General features: G+C 61.4%; 4 protein-coding genes. 2 read left to right on the top strand and 2 right to left on the bottom strand.

The genetic code is table 11. The annotated features are described in order from the left end of the window. Positions 1–293 (bottom strand): FAD-dependent monooxygenase (locus VIM98_RS07440; protein ID WP_331992466.1); only part of this gene is annotated, 293 nt, incomplete at its 3' end. A gap of 122 nt (positions 294–415) precedes the next feature. On the opposite strand from VIM98_RS07440, the gene VIM98_RS07435 reads away from it, so the two are divergent. Next, positions 416–1,063, top strand: coding sequence for a TetR/AcrR family transcriptional regulator (locus VIM98_RS07435; RefSeq protein WP_157773872.1), 648 nt, complete (start codon positions 416–418; stop codon positions 1,061–1,063). Here VIM98_RS07435 and VIM98_RS07430 read toward each other — a convergent pair. Further along, on the bottom strand, positions 1,042–1,341 hold the full coding sequence (locus VIM98_RS07430) for a hypothetical protein (protein ID WP_019658611.1): 300 nt from the start codon (positions 1,339–1,341) through the stop codon (positions 1,042–1,044). The two genes, VIM98_RS07435 and VIM98_RS07430, sit on opposite strands and share 22 nt — an antisense overlap. A gap of 842 nt (positions 1,342–2,183) precedes the next feature. Here VIM98_RS07430 and VIM98_RS07425 point away from each other — a divergent pair. Beyond that, entirely contained in the window at positions 2,184–3,035 is an 852-nt protein-coding gene (locus VIM98_RS07425) for an AraC family transcriptional regulator (RefSeq protein WP_019658613.1), read from the top strand. Positions 3,036–3,148: the final 113 nt, after the last annotated feature.

The following is a 3,148-nucleotide window of genomic DNA, read 5'->3' as shown; positions in this document are numbered from 1 at the left end:
CCGATGAGTTCGCCAACCAGGGAGCGCACAAAGGCGATGCCTTGGTTGCGATCGTGAGGGATCCCGCGAGAGCGCACCGCTTCTTCGAGACCCCAGGTGCGCAAGATTTCCATGGTCCGCGCGCTTACCACGTGGCCGCGTGGATGAAACGAGGTGGAAGGATGCTTCTCGACCAGCAAGGTCTTGACGCCGCAGCGCCCCAGCGCGATGGCTGCGGCCAGGCCGCAGGGGCCACCGCCCACGACGAGCACGTCGAAGCGCTCTGAGCCGGTAGGTGATGCATCTGAAATCATCTGGATTCGAACAAAATTGACTGACTGTCAATCAGTTTAAGAGTCTGTCGCGTCTCTGGTGTTGTGGTTTTCCCGGGGGCGGTGGCGGTTTGGCCGCCAGGCACGGGGATATGATTTCTTGCATGAACGAACCCCTTGATTCGCCGCGACCGCGGTCTGCGCGGCCAGGCGCGGCAAAGCCACCCACCGGCAAGCAGCGAGTGCTCGCGGCCGCCGAACGACTGTTCGCCAGCCGGGGGTTTCTGGACGTGCCGGCGTCGGAGATCGCGCGGGAAGCCGGTGTGGCTCACGGGCTTCTGTTCCATCACTTCGGTTCGATGGAAGAGCTCTATGCCGAGGTCAGCCGCGTAGCTGCGGCGCGAATGGACGAGGCACAGCTGACATCGTTTCGCGGTGACACCGCGCGCCAGCGGATCACATCGTTCCTGCGCGCGCACATGCGTGCCGTCAAGCAGAGGGAGGGGGATGCGATCTTTCGGGCTCGCTCGTCCAATGCGGCGCTCAGCAACTCCATCGCGAAGATCTGGGAAGAATCACGCGGCAAAGCCATCGATCAGGTGATGGCTGTGCTGGGCATTGCCCGGCCGACCAAACGCATGCGGGTGTCCCTGCGCGCCTGGATAGGCTTTCATGACCAGCTGGTGCTTGGCTGGCTTGCCGATAAGGCACTCAGCGAGACCGAGGTGATCGAGTGGACAATTCGACTGCTTGAACACTTGGCGGAGGATGTGCTGGGTGTGTCGATCGATCACCCAGTCGCCTCCGCGTGAAAGTGCAGCAAGGTGATCGGGATATCCGGCCTGCTGCACTGTCGATGAAAGTACTGGCCGATCCGCCGCAAGCCACCTTCGCCTCGAGGGTCGAAGTCGCCGGCACAGAAGGAGAGAAAAGGGCTGCCGTCAGCAACGGTCTTGGGCCAGATCACGACCTCGTTCTTTACTGGGATGCCAATCCGGACGCTGGCCCCGGTGAACGGCTGCACCACGCCGATGGGGATGTCAGCGTCAGCAGCGCCAGGGGAGACCGCCGCGATAGCGGCGAACTTCAACCAAAATGTGCACCGCGGGCCCGCGGCCTTAGCGATTCCCCGGGGCGCCAGCTATGACTGGCAGCACAATATCCTGCTGGTACAGCGCAAGCCGGAACCCTGAGGAACGGCGCACCTTCGTGGACATGCCTGAAGCGTCGCAGCTGTTACACCGCGATCGGCTGCACCAGGTCGCCTGCGACCACTCGCTGGCCATCTTGTTGATGGCCGGCTTGGATGCAGTGATCGCGGCGGTCGAGTTGGAGAGCCGCCCGTCGTCGTCAGCGCCCTGGATCGGCTCAGGGCCCATCGACGGCGCCACTGAGCGTTGGGACGGTGTTGCAGGAAGAGCGGGCCCCGCTGGCCGACACGAGACGCTACGACGGCAATCGTACTTCTTGCACCACAAGTTGCTCGAGCTTGGCATCACTCTTGGCCTTTGTGAATACCGCTTGGCTCAATTGGCGTAGCAGCCTAGAGCTCGTCGATGAATCGGCGAGCTGTTGCTCTTGCATCTACAGCTAGCGGAGCGGGCGACAGCGATTCGTAATTCGCTCGTGCTCTGCGCACGCGGTCACGCCACTGCTTCCTCGCATGTGTCGAGGTACTCACCATCGAATGAATTGATTGCAGATATATGGGGCGCCGCTTGTATTTCTCGACGCACGCCCTCCAGCAGCTTGTGCAGAGGTGGGCATCCCTAGCGCCCGCACCACCTGCGCCCCAGTGAGCGCCCATAGCGCAAGCAAGGCGGCGGTGCGCAACCTCGCGATATCGAATACCTAGACGAATTTGCGAAAGTTTCCCATAATATTTTTCAAATAGGACACCCTTCCTCTTCCTTGCAGATATCAACACGCACCATGTCGAGCGTCGCCATCGTGGATTTCACTGTGCCCAAGGATGTCGACAACGTCCCTAGACCCGTTGTTGCTCTGAGTGCCACTTCGGTGACGCAGGGCTGGGAAAACGCGAGGCATCAGCACCGCAAGGCTCAACTGATCTACTCCGTGCGCGGCATCCTCAACTGCGAGATCGAAGACGGCGTTTGGATCGTTCCGCCGCAGTGCGCCATATGGATCCCGGGAGACTTGCCGCACGCGGCCCGAGGGGCGGGTGAAACGGAATGCTATTGCCTCTTCGTCGAGCCAGATGCCGCGCCAGACCTTCCGAAAACCTGCTGCACGATTTCGGTATCGCCGTTGCTACGCGAGTTGCTGCTGAAGGTGGCCGGTTTTGCTGAGCTATACGCGCTGGGGGGGCGGGAAGACCGGCTGATTGCCGCGTTGCTCGATGAGTTGGCGGCAGCGCCGGTGGAAGATCTGCATCTGCCAATGCCGCGCGACCCCCGATTGCGTCGTCTCGCGGAAATGATGCTGGCCGACCCCACCGACAAGACTTCGAAGGCCGATTGGGCTGTTCGCATTGGCATGAGCGAGCGAAGCATGAGCCGTCTTCTGCTGCACGAAATTGGAATGAGCTTCGGGCGCTGGCGTCGGCAGCTTCATGTGATCCTTGCGCTTCAACGTTTGACCAAGGGTGAGAACGTGCAAACGGTGGCGTTGGAGCTCGGGTACGAAAACGCCAGCGGATTCGTGACGATGTTCCGCAAGGCGGTGGGCAAGCCTCCAGCACGATACCTCTCGGATCGCATGAGCGGCGCCGAGCTTGCGTCCGTGCCCGGCATCATGCTTCCTGATGAAATCTCATCCTGACCGGATCGGGCTGACTTGGCCCGGGACGAACGCCCAACCTCCATCGCATGCGATCCTGCCTTGCGGAGTTACCGACATTTCGCACACGTCGTGGTGATCGTGAAGATTGAACC

The sequence above is a fragment of the Dyella sp. genome, assembly GCF_036568765.1.
Classification (GTDB): domain Bacteria; phylum Pseudomonadota; class Gammaproteobacteria; order Xanthomonadales; family Rhodanobacteraceae; genus GSA-30.
This window is presented reverse-complemented; position numbering and strand designations above follow the sequence as displayed.